The organism is Streptomyces sp. SID14478, assembly GCF_010548525.1.
Classification (GTDB): domain Bacteria; phylum Actinomycetota; class Actinomycetes; order Streptomycetales; family Streptomycetaceae; genus Streptomyces.
This window is the reverse complement of the sequence record NZ_JAAGMG010000432.1, coordinates 1-16,631: the sequence shown is the minus strand read 5'-3', so window position 1 is coordinate 16,631 and position 16,631 is coordinate 1. Positions and strand designations below refer to the sequence as shown.

The 16,631-nt window shown below is 72.1% G+C and carries 12 protein-coding genes; 4 read left to right on the top strand and 8 right to left on the bottom strand.

Translation table 11 applies throughout. The features are described 5' to 3' along the window. The coding region (locus G3I40_RS14455; protein WP_203644058.1) for a DJ-1/PfpI family protein at window positions 1-239 on the bottom strand (239 nt) is incomplete at its 3' end. A 115-nt stretch (window positions 240-354) separates the two neighbouring features. Between G3I40_RS14455 and G3I40_RS14450 the strand changes: the two genes are divergently transcribed. Then, window positions 355-1,230 (top strand): hypothetical protein, encoded by an 876-nt coding sequence (locus G3I40_RS14450; RefSeq protein WP_164302573.1) that lies wholly within the window; start codon window positions 355-357, stop codon window positions 1,228-1,230. 102 nt (window positions 1,231-1,332) lie between these two features. Continuing rightward, a complete protein-coding gene (locus tag G3I40_RS14445) occupies window positions 1,333-3,699 on the top strand; it encodes a Tex family protein (protein WP_164302572.1) in 2,367 nt (788 codons plus the stop codon). Window positions 3,700-3,970: 271 nt separating this feature from the next. Here G3I40_RS14445 and G3I40_RS14440 read toward each other — a convergent pair whose 3' ends face one another. Together G3I40_RS14440 and G3I40_RS14435 are read right to left on the bottom strand one after the other, a co-directional pair. Beyond that, window positions 3,971-5,608 (bottom strand): ABC-F family ATP-binding cassette domain-containing protein, encoded by a 1,638-nt coding sequence (locus G3I40_RS14440; protein ID WP_164302571.1) that lies wholly within the window; start codon window positions 5,606-5,608, stop codon window positions 3,971-3,973. A gap of 281 nt (window positions 5,609-5,889) precedes the next feature. Then, on the bottom strand, window positions 5,890-6,924 hold the full coding sequence (locus G3I40_RS14435) for an oxidoreductase (protein WP_164302570.1): 1,035 nt from the start codon (window positions 6,922-6,924) through the stop codon (window positions 5,890-5,892). Window positions 6,925-6,990: 66 nt separating this feature from the next. On the opposite strand from G3I40_RS14435, the gene G3I40_RS14430 reads away from it, so the two are divergent. Continuing rightward, entirely contained in the window at window positions 6,991-7,944 is a 954-nt protein-coding gene (locus G3I40_RS14430; RefSeq protein WP_164302569.1) for an FAD-dependent oxidoreductase, read from the top strand. Window positions 7,945-8,051: 107 nt separating this feature from the next. Here the strand turns inward: G3I40_RS14430 and G3I40_RS14425 are convergent, their stop codons facing one another. The 4 genes from G3I40_RS14425 to G3I40_RS14410 form a co-directional block, all read right to left on the bottom strand. Then, window positions 8,052-8,702 (bottom strand): HAD family hydrolase, encoded by a 651-nt coding sequence (locus G3I40_RS14425; protein WP_164302568.1) that lies wholly within the window; start codon window positions 8,700-8,702, stop codon window positions 8,052-8,054. Window positions 8,703-8,742: 40 nt separating this feature from the next. Further along, on the bottom strand, window positions 8,743-10,413 hold the full coding sequence (locus tag G3I40_RS14420; protein ID WP_164302574.1) for a BCCT family transporter: 1,671 nt from the start codon (window positions 10,411-10,413) through the stop codon (window positions 8,743-8,745). Between the two features lie 137 nt (window positions 10,414-10,550). Next, entirely contained in the window at window positions 10,551-11,825 is a 1,275-nt protein-coding gene (locus G3I40_RS14415) for a M14 family metallocarboxypeptidase (protein WP_164302567.1), read from the bottom strand. After that, entirely contained in the window at window positions 11,825-13,792 is a 1,968-nt protein-coding gene (locus tag G3I40_RS14410; RefSeq protein WP_164302566.1) for a Xaa-Pro dipeptidyl-peptidase, read from the bottom strand. Before G3I40_RS14410 ends, G3I40_RS14415 begins: the two co-directional genes overlap by 1 nt. A 201-nt stretch (window positions 13,793-13,993) precedes the next feature. On the opposite strand from G3I40_RS14410, the gene G3I40_RS14405 reads away from it, so the two are divergent. Next, the gene (locus tag G3I40_RS14405; RefSeq protein WP_164302565.1) at window positions 13,994-15,469 is read left to right on the top strand and encodes a M1 family metallopeptidase; all 1,476 of its coding nucleotides are present in this window, start codon (window positions 13,994-13,996) and stop codon (window positions 15,467-15,469) included. On the opposite strand, the gene G3I40_RS14400 is transcribed toward G3I40_RS14405, so the two are convergent. After that, the gene (locus G3I40_RS14400) at window positions 15,441-16,310 is read right to left on the bottom strand and encodes an oxygenase MpaB family protein (protein ID WP_164302564.1); all 870 of its coding nucleotides are present in this window, start codon (window positions 16,308-16,310) and stop codon (window positions 15,441-15,443) included. The two genes, G3I40_RS14405 and G3I40_RS14400, sit on opposite strands and share 29 nt — an antisense overlap. Window positions 16,311-16,631 lie beyond the last annotated feature (321 nt).

Genomic DNA, 16,631 nt, shown 5'->3' with positions numbered 1-16,631 from the left:
CCGCCCGGGACCAGCACCGTGTGCGGGGCCGGCGCGTCCGCGAGGGCGTGGTCGGGGACGAGGGTGAGCCCGCTCGACGTCCGCACCGGGCCGCCGTCGAGGGAGGCGGTGCGCACGCGGTACCCGCCGTCGGGCGCACCCGAAGCGGGCCCGGCGCCGTGGAAGACCTCCACGGGGCCGGTGACGTCGAGGCTCTGCACCTCGTCGAAGAGGAGGACCAGCACGGTACGGGACGGCATGTCCGCCATTCTTCGGCCGCCCTCATGCGGCCGCAATGCCGAGTACCCCACCTTTCCTGCCATGGTGGGCTCCCCCACGTCCCCGGCCGTACCAACCGGTCGGTAACGTACGGGCATGACCCCTGACCCGCGCCTGCGCGCCGCCCGCCGCTGTCACAACGTCGTCAACCCGTTCCACTCCACGCACTACTTCTCGCCCGACCTGGGAGAGGAACTGGCGGCCATCGGCGTGAGCGACCGCGGCGCCGCCTACTTCGCGGTGCGGTCCGCGCCCATGGGGGCGGTCGGTGCCGGCACGGTGACCGCCGCCTTCTACAACTTCAAGCACGAGCTCGTGGCCCGGCACCTGCCCGCGGTGTGGGACATCGCCTCGCCCGCGACCGTTCTGGCGGCACGCGCGCGTGCCGTCGACGCGACGCTGCGCCGGCTGGTCGGCGAGGAGACGCTCGCCTCCAAGGAGATGGCCGAGGCAGCCGAACTCGCCCTGCGCGCAACGGAGGCGTGCACCCGGCACGCGCGTCCCCTGTACGCGGCCCACGCGGATCTGCCCGTCCCGGAGGCGCCCCACATGGCGTACTGGCACGCGGCGACGCTGCTGCGCGAGCACCGCGGCGACGGACACCTCGCCGCGCTGCTCGCCGCGGACCTCGACCCGGTGGAGGCCCTCGTCAGCCATGTCGCGACCGGCAAGGGCATGGCCCCCAAGTGGCTGCTCGCCACGCGCGGCTGGACCCGCGCCGAGTTCGACGAGGCCGCCGAACGGCTTCGCGCGCGGGGACTGCTCGCCGCGGGCGCGGAGTTGACGCTCACCGAGGAGGGCGCACTGCTGCGGGCGGCGATCGAGGAGCGCACGGACGCACTCGACCGGGCACCCTACGAGCACCTCGGCGAGGCGGGCGTGGCCCGGCTCACCGAGCTCGCCACGGGGTTCATGGGCACGGCGCTCGGCAACGGGGCGTTCCCCGCGGACCTCATCGGCAAGGCCGTCTGAGGCCCCGGCACGGCGGGGCCGGTCGGCGCCCTGATCCCCCGCTGTCGGTGCCACCTGCCACAATTGCCGCGCAACCTCAGTCGACATAGGCGGTACGGGATCGTGGCGACACCCACTGTTGGGTCCATCGAAGGCAGGATTGCCGAGGAACTCGGCGTACGGGAGCGGCAGGTGAAGGCCGCCGTCGAGCTGCTGGACGGCGGCTCGACGGTGCCCTTCATCGCCCGCTACCGCAAGGAGGCGACGGAGTCCCTCGACGACGCCCAGCTGCGCACCCTCGAGGAGCGGCTGCGGTATCTGCGGGAGCTGGAGGAGCGGCGCGCGGCGGTCCTGGACTCGGTGAACGAGCAGGGCAAGCTGACCGACGAGCTGCGTGCGCAGATCCTCGCGGCCGACACCAAGGCCCGCCTGGAGGACATCTACCTACCGTTCAAGCCGAAGCGGCGGACGAAGGCGCAGATCGCGCGCGAGGCCGGACTGGAGCCGCTGGCGACGGGCCTGCTCGGCGACCCGTCGGTCGATCCGAACGCGGCAGCCGCCGCGTTCGTGGACGCCGACAAGGGCGTCGCCGACCCGCAGGCCGCGCTCGACGGGGCCCGCGCGATCCTCACCGAGCGGTTCTCCGAGGACGCCGACCTGATCGGTGAACTGCGCGAGCGCATGTGGGTGCGCGGGCGGCTCGCGGCGAAGGTGAAGTCCGGCAAGGAGGAGGCGGGCGCCAAGTTCGCCGACTACTTCGACTTCGCGGAGCCGTTCAAGGAGCTGCCCTCGCACCGCATCCTGGCGATGCTGCGCGGCGAGAAGGAGGACGTGCTGGAGCTCGTCCTGGAGCCCGAGGAACCGGTCGAGGAGGGCCCTTCGTCCTACGAGCCGCTCGTGGCCGACCGGTTCGGGATCCGCAACCAGGGGCGCCCTGGCGACAAGTGGCTCGCGGACACGGTCCGTTGGGCGTGGCGCACCCGCATCCTCGTCCACCTCGGCATCGACCTGCGGCTGCGGCTGCGCACGGCCGCCGAGGACGAGGCGGTCAAGGTCTTCGCGGCGAACCTTCGGGACCTGCTGCTCGCCGCCCCCGCGGGCACGCGCGCCACGCTGGGCCTCGACCCCGGTTTCCGTACGGGCGTGAAGGTCGCGGTCGTCGACGCGACGGGCAAGGTCGTGGCGACGGACGTGATCTACCCGCACGTCCCGGCCAACAAGTGGGACGAGGCGCTCGCCAAGCTGGCCCGCCTCGCCAAGGAGCACACGGTCGACCTGATCGCGATCGGCAACGGCACGGCGTCCCGCGAGACCGACAAGCTCGCCGGTGAACTCATCGCGAAGCACCCGGAGTTGAACCTCACCAAGGTGATGGTGTCCGAGGCGGGCGCCTCCGTGTACTCGGCGTCCGCGTTCGCCTCGCAGGAGCTGCCGGACATGGACGTGTCGCTGCGCGGCGCCGTCTCGATCGCCCGCCGCCTCCAGGACCCGCTCGCCGAACTGGTGAAGATCGACCCGAAGTCGATCGGTGTCGGGCAGTACCAGCACGACCTGAGCGAGGTGAAGCTGTCCCGGTCGCTGGACGCCGTCGTCGAGGACTGTGTGAACGGCGTGGGCGTGGACGTGAACACGGCGTCCGCCCCGCTGCTCGCCCGCGTCTCCGGCATCGGCGCCGGCCTCGCGGAGAACATCGTGGCGCACCGCGACGCCAACGGCCCGTTCGGCAACCGCAAGGGCCTCAAGGACGTGGCGCGGCTCGGCCCCAAGGCGTACGAGCAGTGCGCGGGCTTCCTGCGCATCCTCGGCGGCGAGGACCCGCTGGACGCGTCGGCGGTGCACCCGGAGGCGTACCCCGTGGTGCGGCGGATGGCGACAGCGACGGGAGGCGGCGTCGGTTCCCTCATCGGCGACACCGGGACGCTGCGCTCGCTGCGCCCGGGTGACTACGTGGACGACACGTTCGGCCTGCCGACCGTGACCGACATCCTCAAGGAGCTGGAGAAGCCGGGGCGCGACCCGCGGCCCGCCTTCAAGACGGCCACCTTCAAGGAGGGCGTGGAGAAGCTCTCGGACCTGGAGCCGGGGATGGTGCTGGAGGGTGTCGTGACGAACGTCGCCGCCTTCGGCGCCTTCATCGACGTCGGCGTCCACCAGGACGGCCTGGCGCACGTCTCGGCCCTGTCCCGGACGTTCGTGAAGGACCCGCGCGATGTCGTGAAGCCCGGGGACATCGTCAAGGTCAAGGTGCTCGAGGTCGACGTGCCGCGCAAGCGGATCTCCCTGACCCTGCGCCTGGACGACGAGAAGCCGAAGGCCTCCGGCGGCCCGGAGCGCGCGGCGCGCGGTGGCGACCGGAGGCCGCCCCAGCAGAAGTCGCGGCAGAGTCAGCAGAGCGGCGGACGCGGCGGCTCCGGCGGCAAGGGGCGGTCCGCTCCGGCGCCCGCCAACTCCGCGATGATGGACGCGCTGCGCAAGGCGGGCCTCGCCTAGGACCTGTGGCGGTGGGGAACCGCGCGACCAGGTGCACACCCGGTCGCCCGGTTCCCCGTGCCGCTACCGGCAGTCGGGGTGCCCACGCCGATGCGCACGCGCTCGTGGGCGCTCCCGGTCCGCACGACCAGGCATCCCGCAATCACCGGGCATGATCAATGCGTTGGCCCCGACGCGCCCTTCCCCCGCTCGTCGGTGCACGGCCGTGGGTAGGTGGCGCCAGGGGGCGCTCCGCGGACGGCGTCGCTATCGAGAAGGGCCGGTCACCGGTTCAGGCCTCGCGCACCTTTCCGGCGACCACTTCCAGGCGCCGGTCGGTCTGCACCGCGTCCAGCATCCGGCGGTCGTGCGTGACCAGCAGGAGCGTGCCCTCGTACGACGCCAGGGCCGATTCCAGTTGCTCGATGGCCGGCAGGTCGAGGTGGTTCGTCGGCTCGTCCAGGACCAGGAGGTTCACGCCCCTGCCCTGGAGGAGGGCGAGGGCGGCGCGGGTGCGTTCGCCGGGCGAGAGCGTGGCCGCCGGACGCAGGACGTGGTCCGCCTTCAGGCCGAACTTGGCCAGCAGGGTGCGGACTTCGGCCGGCTCGGTGTCGGGCACGGCCGCGCAGAACGCGTCGAGCAGCGTCTCCGGTCCGTGGAACAGCGCGCGGGCCTGGTCGACCTCGCCGACCACGACGCCGGAGCCGAGCGTCGCGTGTCCGGAGTCGAGCGGGATGCGGCCGAGCAGGGCGCCGAGCAGGGTCGACTTCCCCGAGCCGTTCGCCCCGGTGATCGCGACCCGGTCCGCCCAGTCGATCTGCAGCGTCACCGGGCCGAACGAGAAGTCGCCGCGGCGCAGCTCGGCGTCCCTCAGCGAGGCGACGACCGCGCCCGAGCGGGGCGCCGCCGCGATCTCCATGCGCAGCTCCCACTCCTTGCGGGGCTCGTCGACGACGTCGAGGCGTTCGATCATGCGCTGCGTCTGACGGGCCTTGGCGGCCTGCTTCTCGCTGGCCTCGCTGCGGAACTTGCGGCCGAGCTTGTCGTTGTCCGTCGCCTTGCGCCGGGCGTTCTTTACGCCCTTGTCCATCCAGCCCCGCTGCATCTGGGCGCGGCCCTCCAGGGCGGACTTCTTGTCGGCGTACTCCTCGAACTCCTCGCGCGCGTGCCGCCGCGCGACGTCGCGCTCCTCCAGGTAGGCGTCGTAGCCGCCGCCGTAGAGGTTGATCTGCTGCTGGGCGAGGTCGAGCTCCAGGACCTTGGTGACGGTGCGGGTCAGGAACTCGCGGTCGTGGCTGACGACGACGGTGCCCGCGCGCAGCCCCCGTACGAACCCCTCCAGGCGCTCCAGACCGTCCAGGTCCAGGTCGTTGGTCGGCTCGTCCAGGAGGAACACGTCGTAGCGGGACAGCAGGAGCGAGGCGAGGCCGGCGCGCGCCGCCTGGCCGCCGGAGAGCGAGGTCATCGTCTGGTCCAGGCCGACGCCCAGACCGAGCTGTCCGGCGACCTCCTCGGCGCGTTCGTCGAGGTCGGCGCCGCCCAGGTTCAGCCAGCGGTCCAGGCTCGTCGCGTACGCGTCGTCGGCGCCCGGGGCCCCGTCGACGAGGGCCTGCGTGGCCTCGTCCATGGTGCGCTGGGCCTCGTCGACGCCGGTGCGGCGGGCGAGGAACTCGCGGACGCTCTCGCCGGGGCGGCGCTCCGGCTCCTGCGGGAGGTGGCCGACCGTCGCGGTCGGCGGGGACAGCCGCAGCTCGCCCTCCTCCGGAGCGGCGAGGCCGGCGAGGAGCCGGAGCAGGGTGGACTTCCCCGCTCCGTTGGCGCCGACGAGTCCGATCACGTCACCGGGGGCGACGACGAGGTCGAGCCCGGCGAACAGGGCACGGTCCCCGTGTCCGGCGGCGAGGTTCTTGGCTACGAGCGTGGCAGTCATCAGGGCGTCGATCCTAATCGGGGAGGGCGGGGCCGCTGGACGCGGCCCGTACCCGTCCGGTGCGTACACAGGGGCGGCGCGGCGTGTCCCCGCGGTCCGGCGCGGGACCGCGGGGGCGCGCGTCGCTCGGGGCAGGCGCTGCCGCTGTCATCGGTGGGCGCTGGTGGTCCCCGCACCAGCAGGGGCTCACCCCGCCATGGAGGCGCACCTTCGCAGCTCTGCAGGACGCATCGTCGTACGGCGATCAGCGGCTCACCGGGGCCGGTGCGGGAACGGCGGGGTCAGCGCGCCATCGGCGCCACCAGCACGCTCCCCGTGGTGCGTGCCACGACGAAGGATTCCCCCTTGGTGGCCTTGCTGTCGAGCGGAATACGGTGCCGCCCCGGCCCGAGGACCTCGTCGAAGAGGTCGTGGGTGTGGGTGCGGTAAAGGCGGTCGAGACGGTAGGCGGTGAGTTGTACGCGGCAGGTGGAGGTGACTTCCAGGCCCGCTTCGCCGTCGGCGGCGACGAGGCGGGTCAGGCGGCGCTGCTCCTGGGGACTGCGATCGAGCGCTGCCTCGATCTGGGCGACGAGCAGGGGGATGATCGGCGCGAGCCCGTCCACGTACGCGGGATCGGCGCCCGCCTGCGCGAACTGGCGCCGCACCAGGGCCCGTTGCGGCTCCTCGACGGCGCGGCCGAAGGCGACGGCCCCGTAGGTGCGCAGTTCCTCGGCCGGGACGCCGGACGCGTCCTGGGTGATCTCGGCGCCGACACCGATCGTGCGCAGTGCGGCCGCCAGCTTGGCGAGGACGGCGACGCGGGCCCCGATGAGCAGCACCCGGCGTCCGGACGGGACGGGAGCGGCCGGTGCGGTGAGCAACTGGCCGAGGGCGGCCCGGTATTCGGCGCCGTGGAAGCGGAACGGGCCGATGCCGTGGTAGCCGTTGAGCTCCAGGTCGGCCTGCTCCTCGGTCTGCCAGGCGAAGTCGCGCCACACGTAGTCGTCGCCGTCGTCGCCGTGCTCGATGACGGCGGTCACGGCGCCGCACTCCAGGCCCTCGCACTCGGGGCAGCCGTAGATGACGTAACGGCCTTGCGGGAGCGGCGCCTCGGCCTCCAGGAGCAGGCTCTTCACGTGGTCGGTGAAGATGGCGGGCGGGATGTCGGAGGCGAGCGGGGAGACGGCGTCGAGGTCACAGAGCTGGAACAGCAGCGGGCGCCCGTTGACGATGAAGTCCACGAAATCCCGGTGCACTTGGTAGTCACCGTTGGTCAGGACTCCACCGGCACGCATCGCCGGTGCCAGGCCGAAGGTCGCGTACGCGGCAGACATGCCCTGAGTATCCCCACCTGGCACGTGTGGTGAGCACGGCATGACACATTCCGCTAACGTCCCGGCGTGGACAGTGATCCGAACAGTGAAGTCATCGTGGTCGGCGGCGGAGTCATAGGCATCACCACCGCACTGGTTCTGGCGGAGCGCGGGCGCCGGGTGCGGGTGTGGTCGCGGGACCCGGCGGAGCGGACCACCTCGGCCGTTGCGGGTGCGCTGTGGTGGCCGTACCGGATCGACCCCGTGGAGCGGGTGGGCCCGTGGTCCCTGCACTCGCTGCGCCGCTACGAGGAGTGGGCGCGGCGGCCCGAGCTGACCGGCGTACGCATGGTCGAGGGCGTGCACGACGGCGTCCGGCTGGACGGGCTCGGCGCCTGGGCGGGTGAGGTGGCGGGGCTGCGGGACACGGCCGACGGTCTCGCGGCGCGGCTGCCGCTGCTCGACATGCCGACGCATCTGGCGTGGCTGCGGGGCGAGTTGGCGGCCGCCGGGGTGGGTATCGAGACCCGGACCGCGGCCTTTCTGACCGAGGCCCTGGAGGAGGCGCCGGTCGTGGTGAACTGCACGGGCCTGGCCGCGCGGGACCTGGTGCCCGACCCCTCGGTGCGGCCGGTGCGCGGGCAGTTGGTGATCGTGGAGAACCCGGGTGTCCGCACCTGGTTCACGGCCGCCGACCCGGCGTCGGACGCCACGACGTACTTCTTCCCGCAGCCCGGCGGGCTGCTGCTGGGCGGTACGGCCGAGGAGGACGCGTGGTCCCTGGAACCGGATCCGGCGGTTGCGGACGCGATCGTGAAGCGGTGCGCCGCGGTGCGGCCCGAGATCGCGGGCGCTCGGGTGCTCGGACACCGGGTGGGGCTGCGTCCGTCCCGGCCCGCGGTGCGGATCGCTCGCGAAGTCACCGCGTCCGGTGGGGTGTTGGTGCACAACTACGGGCACGGGGGCGCCGGGGTGACGGTGGCGTGGGGGTGCGCGCAGGAGGCGGCGGAGCTGGTCGACGGCGCCCCTTCCGCGCCCTGACCGATGATCACGCGGGCCGCCGGGGTCACCCGGCGCCCCGGCAGGTGACCATGTAGGCATCAGGGGTCGCCCGACGCCCCGACCGGTGACCACGTGGGCATCCGGGGTCACCCGGCGCCGTGACCGCCGACCACGTACGCGAGCGCCGACGCCGCGTCGACAGCCGTGTGCGTCGGGCCGAAGTCCGGCTCCGGCCAGCGGCGGCCGCGGGAGACCCACGCCGTGCGCAGGCCGAGGCGGTGTGCTCCCCCGACGTCGGCGGTCGCCGAGTCCCCCACCATCCATGCCGCGTCCAGGGAGCGGCCCGCGGCGGCGGCGTGGAAGATCGCGGGGTCGGGCTTCTTGTGGCCGGCCGACTCGGAGATCACCCAGCCGTCCACGAGCGTGTCGAGGCCGGTACGTTCGATCTTCCGGGTCTGCTGCACGGTACGGCCGTTGGTGACGACGACGGGGGTCCAGCCGGCCGCGGTCGCCCCGAGGAGCGCCGCGCGCACCGCGTCGTCCAGCGTGACCCGGTCCGCAGCTCCCCGGTCGAGGAGCTCGTGGATCGCGGCGGGCGCGACCCGGTCGCCGTACCGGTGGGTCATGGCCCGGGCGACGTCCGGCCGCGGCGTGAAACCGTCGCCGTCCATGGACATGATCCAGGGCAACTCCCTTGGGGGCAGTCCCTGTTCGGCCAGGAATTGCGTCGCCGCGGAGCGGAACGCGGCGTCGCGGTCGATCAGGGTGTTGTCCAGGTCCAGCATCAGCAGGGGCATGGAGCACAGTGGAGCACGCCCCTGCCGAGGCCGGGTACCGCTACTTCTCGCCCTCCGGTTCGCCTCCCTCGCCCGCGGGGTCGCTCTCCTTGAAGTGCACGCCGATGGGATCGCCCTCCGTCTCCAGGCTGTCGCCGGGACCGATGCGGATCTCGAACTCGCCGCCGTACTTCTCGTGCCCGGCGACCACGGCCGCTTCCACGACCTCGATGCCCATGTCGCCGCGGACGATCAGCGGGTCCTGGCGCAGGTCGCGCATGAGGGCCACGCACATGCCGATCATCACGAGGGTGAAGGGCGCCGCCACCAGGATCGTGAGGTTCTGCAGGCCGGTGAGCGCGTTGTCGGAGCCGTCGCCGATGAGGAGCATGACGGCGGCCACCGCACCCGTGACGACACCCCAGAAGATGACGACGAACTTGCCGGGTTCGAGCGCGCCCTTCTGGGAGAGCGTGCCCATGACGATCGAGGCGGCGTCCGCGCCGGAGACGAAGAAGATGCCGACCAGGATCATCACCAGCAGGCTCGTCGCGGTGGCGATCGGGAACTCGTGCAGGACGCCGAAGAGTTGCGCTTCCTGCGTGGTGGCGCCCTTGAGCTGCCCGTGCTCCTGCATCTTCATCGCCGTACCGCCGAAGATCGCGAACCAGATCAGGCTGACGGTGGAGGGGACGAGGATGACGCCGCCGACGAACTGGCGGATGGTGCGGCCGCGGCTGATGCGCGCGATGAACATGCCGACGAAAGGCGTCCAGGAGATCCACCACGCCCAGTAGAAGACCGTCCAGCTGCTCAGCCAGTCGGCCACGCCCTTACCGCTGGACGCCTCCGTGCGGCCGATGAGCTGCGGCAGGTCGCCGAGGTAGGCGCCCAGGGAGGTGGGCAGCAGGTCCAGGACGATGATCGTGGGCCCCGCGATGAAGACGAAGACGACCAGGAGCAGCGCGAGCACCATGTTGGTGTTCGACAGCCACTGGATGCCCTTCTCCACCCCGGAGACCGCGGAGGCGACGAACGCCACCGTCAGCACGGCGATGATCGCCACGAGCAGGCCCGTGCTCGCGTGGTCCATCCAGTTCAGGACCTCGAAGCCGGAGCCGATCTGCAGCGCGCCGAGGCCGAGCGAGGCCGCGGAGCCGAAGAGCGTGGCGAAGATCGCGATGATGTCGATGACCCGGCCCCACGCCCCGTGCGCGCGCTCCTCGCCGATGAGCGGCACGAAGACCGAGGAGATGGTCTGCCGCCTGCGCCGCCGGAACGTGCTGTAGGCGATGGCGAGCCCGACGACCGCGTAGATCGCCCAGGGGTGCAGGGTCCAGTGGAACAGCGTCGTGGCCATGGCGGTTTCCATGGCCTCGGCGGAGTCGGCCGGGTCGGTGCCGGGCGGGGGTTCGGTGAAGTGGGCGAGGGGTTCGCTGACGCCGTAGAACATGAGGCCGATGCCCATGCCCGCGCTGAACATCATGGCGACCCAGGAGACCGTGCGGAACTCCGGTTCCTCGCCCTCCTTGCCGAGGGTGATCTTCCCGTAGCGGCTGACGGCCAGCCACAGCGCGAAGACGACGAAGCCGGTGGCGGCGAGCATGAAGGCCCAACCGCCGTTGTGGATCAGCCCGTTGAGGGCCTTGGTCGAGACACTCTCCAGGCTGTCGGTCGCGACGGAGCCCCAGACCACGAAGGCCAGGGTGAGCACGGCGGTGACGCCGAACACGATCCGGTCGGTGGCGGGGCTCCGGCCGCCGGTTGCGCCCTCCTCGGGGACGGACGCGTCGGTGGGGGGTTTCTGAGGACTTGTCACCCTGCAGGGCCTACCACACGTGACGCGTCTCACACCTCTAGTGCGGCACTTCAGCAGCTGGTGTCGGGCGCCCCTTCCGTCACGTGGTACGGCGCACGCGCATCGAGCAGCAGTGCGACCAGGGCTCTTTCGGACTGCCGCAGCGGCACGTACGCTCCACTGCCCGATGTCCGCACCGTGATGCCGTGCAGCGCCAACTCGTCCTTGAACTCGCCGTATTGGTCCGCGGTGAGGCGATAACCGCAGGGCGGGTCCTGGATGATCTCGGTGGGTTCGGCCGGATCGTTGTCGCCGCCCCCCACGTAGATCGGCCCGGTGTCGCGGAACCCGGCGACGCGGGCGGCGCCCGTCGCCGCCTCGATCCGGCCGATCCGTTCCCCGGTGAACCGGAACAGGCCGCCGAGCGCGGCCAGTTGGGAGTCGCGCCGGCGCCGGTTGTTCAGTGCCGGGTCGGCCTCCTCGGCGGGGGTGCCGGGGTCGACGCGGCTCTCGATGAGCAGGCCGAGGGCGTGCTTGACGCCGGACATGTTGCGCAGGATGCGCTCCTGCCCGTCGCCCGCGGTCTGTTTGATCGGATCGCCGGTGACCGGGTCGGTCCAGATGCCGTACGTGCCCGTGGAGTGCCCGGCGGCGTTCGCGGCGGGCCGGACGTAGTCCAGGGACAGGGACCGCGACGCGTCGTGCACCGCGGCAGCGGTGTTGAGGTTGCGCGGCCACAGGTCGAAGAGGGCCTTGTCGTAGTACTGGGGGGTGGCCCCGTACTCGTGCAGGTCGTAGATGATGTCGGGCCTGCGGTCGCGGATGACGGCCGCCATGGCCCGCGCCTCGGCCGTCTCCAGGGCGAGGTGGTCGCGGTTGACGTCGATCCCGTCGGAGTTGCCGCGGGTGTCGGCGGCGCGGCCGTCGGGGTTGGCGGTGGGGACGACGAGGAGGGTCGTGCGGGCGAGGAGGCGCTGGGTCGCCTTGTCCTTGGCGTACGCGAGGTCGCGGATCTTGGTGAGACACGCCTCGCGGCCGGACGGTTCGTCGCCGTGCTGGGAGCAGATCAGCAGCACCGTGTTGGCCGTGCGGTGCTGACCGACGCGGACCAGCTGCAGCGGGCGGCCCTGTTTCGTCGTGCCGATGCGGGTGACGGAGACCCGGTCGGACGCTTTGTCGACGGCGGCGAGGAGTCGCTGTTCCTCGGGCTGGCTGGTCCAGCGCGCGCCGCCGCTCTCCTCGAAGCCGGTGCGGGGCGGTGTCGTGGCGGTCGCCTGGGCGGGCGCCGTCACGACGAGCCCGGCGACGGCGGTGGCCAGGACGAGCAGGTGCTTGCCGCGGTTCATCAGGAGGTGCCCCCCGGGACGTGGCGGCCCGGCCGGAGCGTGCTCACGCCGTCGGCCGCGGTCGAGCGGGGGATGGCGTGGTGGGACCCGGCGGTGGCCGCGGCGAACGCGCCGGCGCCGCCGACGACGGGGACCCGGGCGACGGTGCGGGACAGGTCGAGGGCGAGGGTCGGCCTGGTCGACGGCGGGTCGATCAGGTCCTTGTCGGTGCCCGCGACGATCAGGGCGAGCCGGTGGCCCTTGGGCACGACGTGGTCGCTCGGGGCGAGGGAGAGGGTGACGGTGTAGGGCTTGCCGGGGGTGAGCGGGCGGCCCTTGTCCGGGTTCGCGTACGTGCCGAGGTCGGCCCAACCGCGGCTGAAGACGGTCGCGTTGACGTCGGCGGTGGCGGCCCGGGTGTTCTTGTAGCAGGAGCTGTCACCGGCGGTGCTGGGGCCGTAGCAGCTGCGGTCGGTGAGCGTCGTGATGCCTTCGCCGGCGCCCGCGTAGTCGCGGATGGTGGCCGGGCCGAGGTCGACGAGGACGGCGCTGAGGTGCGCGCTGGCCGTGCTCGGCGTCGCGGTGACGGTCACCTTCGAGGAACCGGACAGGCGCAGGTCCTTGCCGAGCGGGCGGCTGGTGAAGCCTGCCTTGCCGGGTGTCGACGTGTCGATCTGCGCGGCCCAGTCCGTCTCGCTCAGGGCCGGGTCGTCGGTGAACGTCTCGGTGCCGCGGCCGGACTTCAGGCCCAGCGTGCCCACGCCCGCGACGCTGCCCTTGCCGGGGCGCAGCGCGGTCGTGGCCGCCGCGCGCGAGGGCCAGACCTTGTCGGTGCTCCAGTGGTCCGGGGTGCGCTCGATGTCGGCCATCGGCTCGCGGTCGATGCCGTTGTCGTAGCCGAGGAGTTCGTGGTCGAACCAGCGGTGCAGGGTGTCGACCCAGGCGTCCCGGCGGTAGTCGAACGGGTCGACGTGACCGGTCTGGGAGAGCCAGATCTTGCGCTCGACGCCGTTCTTGGCGAGCGCGTCCCACCACTGGCCGAAGTGCTTGCCGCGGACGTTGAGGTCCTGCATGCCGTGCGCCACGAAGACGCTGGCCCTCACCTTGTCGGCGTCCTTGACGTAGTCGCGCTCCTCCCACAGCTTCGTCCAGTCACCGGTGCGCGGCGCTTCGTCGACAAGTCGCTTCTGGACGGCGGCGCAGCGGGCGCGGGCCTCGGGGCTCTCGACGTCGTCGGACAGCCACTCGGGGCCCGAGTCGTAGAGCGGTGCGCCCTGCTGGAAGTAGTAGTCGTACCAGGAGGAGATGCCGCTGATCGGGACGATGGTCTTCAGTCCCTCGACGCCGGTCGCGGCCACGCCGTTGGCGATGGTGCCGTCGTAGCTCTTGCCGATCATGCCGGTGCGGCCGTTGGTCCAGCCGGCCGCGGCACGGTCGCCGCCGGTGCGGGTGGTGTAGCCCCTGGCCCGGCCGTTCAGCCAGTCGACGACGGCCTTGGCGGACTGGATGTCGGAGCGGCCGCCGACGTCGACACAACCGTCGGAGCGGTTGGTGCCGGCGAGGTCGACGGCGACGAAGGCGTAGCCGCGGGGCACGAAGTAGTTGTCGTAGTAGAGCGGCATCTGGACGACGTTGCCGTCGGCGTCGTACGTCTTGAGCTGGCTCTCGTTGCCGCGCCCGCAGCAGGAGTAGTACGGGCTGGCGTCCATGATCACGGGTATCTTGCGGCCCTGTGCGGCGGGTTCGCGCGGGCGGACGATGTCGACGGCGACCCGGTCGGTCTTTCCGTCGTCGTCCCCGTCGACACGGGTGTCCACCCAGACGGACTCGCGGATCGCGTGCTCGTACGAGTAGACGGGCTGCGACTCACGGGAGGCGGGGGCCGCGTGGGCGGCGCCGGGGACGACGAGAACGGCGAGCAGGGCGGCGACGGCCGCCGCTGCGAACGTTCTCCAGAGGCGGTGGGTGCGTCTGGCAGGTATCGGCATGGCGCGGAAGCTACACGGGTCAACTCCCGCGCAACAGAGGGCAGTAGCGCCCGCGGACAGGCGCATGGGGCGGAATGGCGCATGTCGGCCGAATGGCGATCGTGTGACACGTGCGGCCATGGACATGACCGGGACACGGGGTGCTGAATAGGCTCGCGGACGAGATCACCCCTCGTCCTGTTCCTATGACTTGGAGCTTCCGTGTACCGCAGACTCATCGCCCCCGGCGCGCTGGCGGCCTCCCTCCTGCTGGCGATCCCGGCATCGGCCGCCGACTTCACGCCGGGAGCCTCGGGCATCGGCGATTCCTACTACCCGACGTACGGGAACGGCGGCTACGACGTCGCCCACTACGACCTGCGGCTGAAGTACCAGCCGAAGACGGACCTGTTGGTGGGCACGGCGACGATCACCGCCACCGCCACGCAGGACCTGTCCCGCTTCGACCTCGACTTCGGGCTCACCGCGAGCGAGGTCCGGGTGAACGGCAAGAAGGCGGCGTTCGCCAGGTCCGGCGAGCAGGAGCTGGAGGTGACGCCCGCGGCCGGACTGCCGAAGGGCACGCCCTTCACGATCGTGGTGAAGTACGCGGGCAAGCCGACCGACGTGAAGCTGTGGGGCTTCACGTCCCCGCAGCGCACGCCGGACGGCGCCGTCTTCGCCAACGAGCCGGAGTCGGCGGCCTGGTGGTTCCCGTCGAACGACCACCCGCTCGACAAGGCGACGTACGACGTCTCCGTCACCGTGCCGGACGGCACCCAGGCGATCTCCAACGGCACGCTGCAGTCGCAGACCTCGAAGCTGGGCTGGACGCGCTTCAACTGGCGCTCCAGCCACCCGCAGGCGACCTACCTGACCACGCTCGCGGTCGGCAAGTTCGACATCACCAAGGACACGACCTCCGACGGCATCCCCGTCATCAACGCCTACAGCAAGGACCTCGGCGCGAACGAGGGCGCGGCGAAGGCGAGCGTGGAGCGCACGACCGAGGTCGCCGAGTGGCTGGAGTCGGTCTTCGGCAAGTATCCCTTCGAGGCGCTCGGCGGTTACGTCCCCAACGTGCCGTCCGGGTTCGCGCTGGAGACGCAGACCCGCCCCTTCTACTCGCCGAAGCAGTTCGCGAACGGCTCCAACGTGTCGGTCGTCGTCCACGAGCTGGCCCACCAGTGGTACGGCGACAGCGTCTCCGTCGACGGCTGGAAGGACATCTGGATCAACGAGGGCTTCGCCGCCTACAGCCAGTGGCTGTGGTCGGAGAAGGAGGGCGAGGGCACGGCACAGGAGCTCGCGGACTACGTGTACGCGCAGCACCCCGCGGACGACCCGTTCTGGAAGGTGAAGCCGGGTGACCCCGGGGCGGCGAACCAGTTCGACGGGGCCGTCTACGACCGGGGCGCCGTCGCCATCCAGGCGTTGCGCAACGCTGTCGGCGAGAAGAAGTTCTTCAAGATCCTCAAGGGCTGGCCGGCGCAGCACGCCTACGGCAACGCGAAGGTCTCCGACTTCGTGTCGTACGCGGAGAAGGTCTCCGGCAAGCCGCTCGCCGCGCTCTTCGACACGTGGCTGTACCAGCCGTCGAAGCCGGCGCAGCCCGCCGCGCGGGCCGCCGCCGCACCGGCGCAGCCGAAGTCATGGAAGAAGATCGCCGCTACGCACCAGGTGCACGCGGAGCACTGAGGAACCGCCCGCGCCGGTGGGCGTCCCGCGCCCGCCGGGCGAGCGGCAGGTACCGCAGCCGCTCCGGCAGCCGCGGGACGATCCACCGCACCGGCACCGCGATCCGGCGCAGTCGGCGTTCCTGGCGCGGCGTCCACGTCAGGCCGATCGCCTCGCGTGCCTCCGGCGGCAGCAGGCCGACCGACAGGAAGGCCATCGCCCGGGTGAGCGCCGGGCGCAGGACCGGCCACAGCAGGCGCAGGACTGCGTGGTCCGGGGCCGGGACGTCGCGGTCCGGTGCGGTCAGCTCGTCGACGACCGTGTTCCGCCCGATCTCCTGGGACAGCATCGTGCGGTAGTACGGCCAGAACTCCTCGACCGTCCGCGGCATGTCCCGGTCGTGGATGCCGAGGATCCGCCCGACCCGCAGCCACTCCGCGTAGAACCGCTCGTCCTCGGCGGGCGTGAACGGGCGGGCGAAGTAGCGGCGGGCGTAGCGGGCGACGGGGTAGCCGGTGGCGTGGACCCAGGCGTAGTACGCGGGCGTCAGCGCGTGGTAGCGGCGGCCGTGCGGATCGGTGCCCTGGATCGTGCGGTGCAGGCGCCGCAGGCGGCGCCCTTCCTCGGCCGCGGCCTCGCCTCCGTAGACCCAGAGCAGCACCGAGGTGAGGGAGCGGGCGCCGCGGCCCCACGGGTCGGTCCGGAACACGGAGTGGTCGTCGACGCCGGCGCCGACCGCGGGGTGCGCGACCTGGAGGACGAAGGCGGCGGGCAGGGCGAGCAGCGAGCGGACATCGCCCGCGGTGTCCCAGAGGACCCCGCCGGGCGGGGGCGGCGGCGGATCGGGCTCGTGCTGTTTCATGCCGCTTCCTGAGGGGCGTGCGGGGCCGGTGGGACGTCTGTCCCAGTATGCGCCCGACGGGTGGCCCGGCCCGCGGCCCGGTGGCTCTCGGGTGGCTCTCGTGCGGCTCTCGCAGGAAAGGTGCTGGACGACGAGGTCCGACGAGGGGTGCGCCCTCGGGTCAGAGCTCTCCCCCGTACCGTTTCGCGAGGTCCGAGGCCAGTTCGGCGACGCAGGTGCACAGATCCGTGACGGCGGCGGCGTGTGCCGGGTCGGCCGGCGTGTGGTGGGTCGGGACGACGTGGGCCCGCAGGGGCGGCGGCACGGCCGGCGCCTGCGGGG

Bases quoted from the DNA above. Each gene is read 5' to 3' on its own strand.
- G3I40_RS14440 (WP_164302571.1), bottom strand. From the start codon at position 5,608: ATGACTGCCACGCTCGTAGCCAAGAACCTCGCCGCCGGACACGGGGAC.
- G3I40_RS14435 (WP_164302570.1), bottom strand. From the start codon at position 6,924: ATGTCTGCCGCGTACGCGACCTTCGGCCTGGCACCGGCGATGCGTGCC.
- G3I40_RS14410 (WP_164302566.1), bottom strand. From the start codon at position 13,792: ATGCCGATACCTGCCAGACGCACCCACCGCCTCTGGAGAACGTTCGCA.
- G3I40_RS14450 (WP_164302573.1), top strand. From the start codon at position 355: ATGACCCCTGACCCGCGCCTGCGCGCCGCCCGCCGCTGTCACAACGTC.
- G3I40_RS14400 (WP_164302564.1), bottom strand. From the start codon at position 16,310: ATGAAACAGCACGAGCCCGATCCGCCGCCGCCCCCGCCCGGCGGGGTC.
- G3I40_RS14425 (WP_164302568.1), bottom strand. From the start codon at position 8,702: ATGCCCCTGCTGATGCTGGACCTGGACAACACCCTGATCGACCGCGAC.
- G3I40_RS14415 (WP_164302567.1), bottom strand. From the start codon at position 11,825: ATGAACCGCGGCAAGCACCTGCTCGTCCTGGCCACCGCCGTCGCCGGG.